The 4506-nt window shown below is 63.3% G+C and carries 7 protein-coding genes; all 7 read right to left on the bottom strand.

Annotated elements, in window-relative coordinates; genetic code table 11:
- On the bottom strand, nucleotides 1-227 hold a 227-nt coding region (locus VMX79_12900), incomplete at its 3' end, for a hypothetical protein (protein ID HUV87995.1).
- 123 nt (nucleotides 228-350) lie between these two features.
- Entirely contained in the window at nucleotides 351-2993 is a 2643-nt protein-coding gene (gene alaS / locus VMX79_12895; GenBank protein ID HUV87994.1) for an alanine--tRNA ligase, read from the bottom strand.
- A 129-nt stretch (nucleotides 2994-3122) separates the two neighbouring features.
- Nucleotides 3123-3350, bottom strand: a complete 228-nt coding sequence (locus VMX79_12890; GenBank protein HUV87993.1) for a type II toxin-antitoxin system HicA family toxin — start codon at nucleotides 3348-3350, stop codon at nucleotides 3123-3125.
- On the bottom strand, nucleotides 3350-3556 hold the full coding sequence (locus VMX79_12885) for a type II toxin-antitoxin system HicB family antitoxin (GenBank protein HUV87992.1): 207 nt from the start codon (nucleotides 3554-3556) through the stop codon (nucleotides 3350-3352). The genes VMX79_12890 and VMX79_12885 overlap by 1 nt, the downstream gene beginning before the upstream one ends.
- Nucleotides 3557-3650: 94 nt before the next feature.
- Nucleotides 3651-3860, bottom strand: a complete 210-nt coding sequence (locus VMX79_12880) for a DUF2283 domain-containing protein (protein ID HUV87991.1) — start codon at nucleotides 3858-3860, stop codon at nucleotides 3651-3653.
- Nucleotides 3861-3923: 63 nt separating this feature from the next.
- Nucleotides 3924-4109 (bottom strand): type II toxin-antitoxin system HicB family antitoxin, encoded by a 186-nt coding sequence (locus tag VMX79_12875; protein HUV87990.1) that lies wholly within the window; start codon nucleotides 4107-4109, stop codon nucleotides 3924-3926.
- A gap of 81 nt (nucleotides 4110-4190) precedes the next feature.
- The gene (locus tag VMX79_12870) at nucleotides 4191-4403 is read right to left on the bottom strand and encodes a DUF2283 domain-containing protein (protein ID HUV87989.1); all 213 of its coding nucleotides are present in this window, start codon (nucleotides 4401-4403) and stop codon (nucleotides 4191-4193) included.
- Nucleotides 4404-4506: the final 103 nt, after the last annotated feature.

The raw sequence follows: 4506 nt of genomic DNA, 5'->3' as shown, positions 1-4506 counted from the left end.
CCCGCGGCGCCGCCGTAGATCGCGCCGCCGCCGCCGAAGCCCAACATCAGCTCCGGCCCCAGGCATACGTACTGCGAAAGCATGAAGTCGTACTCGCCCTGGACGTAGCCTTCGGTGAGGCCGCCCGCGCCGATGCCCACGGATAAACCGGATAACCCGGAGGGCAGCGCTATCGCGGCGGAGACGGAACAAACTGCCAGCAGCGTGGTTAATACGTTTTTACGCATGTATTACCTCCGAGCATTTAGAAGATTAGGCCCTATTTATCGTTGAGTATAATAAAAAATTTATAAGGTCGGCGCCATAATTTTTTAAACGCGGCCTCTCAACCGATATCTACGTAATAGAACTTAAACCCCCATAGTTTTCTTGAGGGCCTCTCCCGCCTTCGCCAGCGCCTCCGGCAGGCCCTCGGCCGTCTTGGCGCCGGCCTGGGCGAAGTCCGCCTTGCCGCCGCCGCCGCCGCCGATGACCTTCGCGACCTCGCGTACGAGGTTGCCGGCGTGTGCGCCCGCTTTGACGGCTTTCTCGCCGGCGCCGGCGTAGAACGTGGCCTTGCCGCCCTCGTCGGTCGCGAAGACGGCGACGACGTCCGGATGGGCTGCTATAAGCGAGGAGGCCGCCTCCTTGACGGCGTCGGCCGCGGCGCCCGCGAGCAACCCCGTCACCAGCCGCACCGGCCCGACCTCAACCGCGCCCGCGAGTAATTCGGTCGCTCGAGCCGAGGCTTCCTTGGACGTGTATTGCCGCAACCTCTTCTCCAACTCGCGCCGGTCGTCGAGCGCGCCCCGGACCCGCGACGGCAAGTCCTCCCAGCCGGTCTTTATGACCCGGCCGGCGTCGTCGAGGATGCGGCGCATCCTCTGCGCGTACGCCAGCGCGGCCTCGCCCGCCACGGCCTCGATGCGGCGGACGCCGGCGGCGATGGCCTCCTCCCTGACGACGTAGAACGGCCCCACTTCGCCGGTGTTGCACAGGTGGGTGCCGCCGCACAGCTCGAGGCTCATCTCCTCGCCCTCGCCGCCGATGCACACGACGCGGCCGCGCTCGCCGTACTTCTCGCCGAAGAGCGCCATCGCGCCCCGGGCCTTGGCCTCCTCCACCTCCATGTCGGTCCACCACACCGGCAGGTTGGCGACGACGTTCCGCTGGACGCGCCTCTCGACCTCCTCGATCTCCTCGGCTTCCAACCCCCGGCTCGAGGCGTAGTCGAAGCGCAGGTACGCCGGGCCGACGAACGAGCCGGCCTGCGTCGCGCCCTCGCCCAGTACCTCGCGCAGCGCCGCGTGCAGGAGGTGCGTCGCGGTGTGGTGCCGGGCGACGGCGAGGCGCCGGCCGCGGTCGACGGCGGCCGCGGTCTTTTGCCCTTCTTTCAGAACGCCCTCTTTGACCTCGCCGAAGTGGAGATACTGGCCCTGGGCGGCCTTCGTCGTCTCCTCGACGTCGAACTTGACGCCCTCGGCCGTCAGAAGGCCTGCGTCGCCCACCTGGCCCCCCGCCTCGGCGTAGAACGGAGACAGGTTCAGCGCGACGACGGCGCGGGTTCCCTCCTGCGCTCCTTTGAGGCGGCCCTCTTTCGTGACGACGGCGAGGACCTCCGCCTCTCGCGATAAGTCCTCGTAGCCGACGAAGGTCGTCGCCGGGACGTCGTCCAGGTTGCCCGCGAGGGGGAACTCCTCGGCGCCGGCCGCGGCGGCCCGGGAGCGGTGGCGCTGCGCCGTCATCGCCTCCTCGAAACCGGCCTCGTCCACCTCCACGCCTTCCCATTCGGCGACCTCGGCCGTTACCTCGAGCGGCAGGCCGTAGGTGTCGTAGAGCGTGAAGGCCGTCTCCCCCGCCAGAATTCCGCCCTTCTTTATGGCGGCCAGTTTGCCCCGCAGGCGGTCCATACCGCGCGCGAGCGTGGAGAGGTAATTCTCCTCCTCGCCTTTTACGACGCCCTCGACGAAGGTCCGCTGTTGGCGCAGCTGCGGGTAAACGTCGGCCATAACGTCGACCGCGGGCTCTACCAGGCGGTGGAGCGCCGGCTCCTCCAGACCGAGGAGGTAGGCGTGGAGGAGCGCGCGCCGGAGCAACTTGCGGACGACGTAGCCGCGGCCCTCGTTCGACGGCAGGACGTTCTCGGCAACGGCGAACGTCAGCGCCCGGGCGTGGTCGGCGACGATGTTCATCGACGCCCGGGTGCGGCCGTCGGCGCCGTAATCCTTCTTCAATACCTCCTCGGCCCGTTTGATGATCGGCAGGAAGAGGTCGGTGTGGAAGTTGTCCTCCACCCCCTGGACGGCGAAAGCGAGCCGCTCCAGGCCCATGCCGGTGTCTATCCCTTTATTCTTGAGCGGTAGCCGCGAGCCGTCGGCCTGCTGCTCGAGCTGGGGGAAGACGAGGTTCCAGACCTCGAGGAAGCGGTCGCAGTCGCAGTTGATATGGCAGTCGTCGCGGCCGCAGCCGTAGTCGTCGCCGGCGTAGTAGTGTATCTCGGAGGAGGGGCCGCAGGCGCCCAGCCCTCCCGCCGGCCCCCAGAAGTTGTCCTCGTCGTAGCGGCTGAGGCGTTCGGCGGGGATGCCGACCTCCTCGAGCCAGATGGCGGCGGCCTCGTCGTCGTCGACGTGGACCGTGGCGTACAGCCGCTCGGCGTCGATATTCAAGACGCCGGTCAGGTATTCCCATCCCCAGACGATGGCCTCGCGCTTGAAGTAGTCGCCGAAGGAGAAGTTGCCCAGCATCTCGAAGAGGGTGTGGTGGCGGAGGGTGTGGCCCACGAGCGCGAGGTCGGAGTCCTTGCCGCCGGCGCGCAGGCACGGCTGGCAGCTCGCCGCGCGGGTGAACGCCAGCTCGACGGTCCCGGCGAAGAGGGGCTTGAACTGGACCATGCCGGCGGTGGTGAACAGCAGCGTCGGGTCGCCGGCGGGGACGAGCGGCGCCGGCGCCACGATCTTATGGCCGCGCTGGGCGAAGAAGTCCAGGAACGATTGTCGTAGGGCTTTGGAGTCCATATCGATTATTGGCGGATATAGTTTATAGCGACGTTGGAGAAGACCCTTTCACATATCCTGTTTGCTTTCTCGGACCGCTTCGCCGGACCAAGCGCGAGAGAAGGTTTAAATCCCTCCGGCGCGTCTATATCATTTCCCCAAAGCCGCGAGGAATTCTTCCGGCGTTACGTCCGCTTTTTGAATTAAACTTCTCAGCGTACCTCGGGCGACTTCTCGGTGTTTCGGTACGGACAGCGTCGCGATATGGCCCGGTTTCGTTAAAATTATATGGCTCCCTCGGTGCCGCGCCACTTCCCACCCCAACCTCTCGAAACCTTTCACGGCTTCGTCGGGTTTCAATACCGGTATTTTCGGCACTAAACGTTTACCTCGAGCTCGCGGACCTCGACCGTGAGCGGCATTCCCTTCGCGGCGCGGACCTCGAGACATTCTTTAATTGCTTGTTTAATATTCGACTCGGCCTCTTCCTCCGTCGTCCCTTGGCTTACGCAGCCGGGTATAGCCGGACATTCCGCGATGAAGACGCCGTCTTCGTCCTGATATATCGCTATTAGAATTTTCATAACGCTGACTCCTTTGGGGATAATCTCACATCCCCCACTTGATCTCGCGCACCGTCTCGCGGAACTCGGCTAACCTTTTTAATAAGCCGGTTCGTTATTTCACACCGACGGGCGAGATATTAATATCGAAAAGGTCTTTCAGGCCCGTCCGCCGGCTCACGTCGAGGATTTCAATCCCTAACACCGCGCCGTCGGCGTCCAGGTCTAAAATTATCCCGGGCGAAGTTTCCTCACAACGGTCGAATCGCCCTCCCCGGAATTGGATATAAATCGCGTCAACTTCTCGGTCGTAGCTTATTTTCATGGCAGGATACTACATCCCCCACTTTATCTCGCGCACCAGCTCGCGGAACTCGGCGAATCTCGGTTATGAATAGGTTCCGACCCGCACCCCATCCTCGGCCATACATTCGAGATGAAGGGCGATCGCTTCCTGAATATTCGCGACCGCTTCCTCTTCCGTCTTCCCCTGCGAGATACACCCGGGCAGGGCCGGTACCGTCGCGACGAAGACGCCGTCCTCATCCGGTTCGATGTGGACTTTGAATTTCATATAGCTCGTTTCACATCCCCCACTTGAGCTCGCGCACCAGCTCGCGGAACTCGGCGAGCGTACCTATTTTAAAACCCGAGTTTATTTCGCGCCGACGGCGAGTTGGATATTAATATCCAGCAATTCCTTTATCGGAATACGCTCGCTCACGAATAATAGCTCGATACCGGTAACTTCCCCCGTAGCGTCGAAATCTAATATCAAACCCGGCGCTACTTCTCGCGTCGAGCCGTGTTCGGCCTCGCGGATTTGGATATACATCGCGTCGGCCTCTGTATCGTAAGTTATTTTCACGTAGCGATCTCACATCCCCCACTTGATCTCGCGCACCAGCTCGCGGAACTCGGCCAGCGGGATGCGCCGGGGCCCCTCGGCGAAGCGCGCCAGCTCGAGCTCA

The organism is bacterium, from assembly GCA_035529855.1.
In the GTDB taxonomy this organism is placed as follows: Bacteria; RBG-13-66-14; B26-G2; order WVWN01; family WVWN01; genus WVWN01.
Note: the sequence above shows the minus strand (reverse complement) of the source record. Positions and strands in the feature narration are given on the sequence as shown.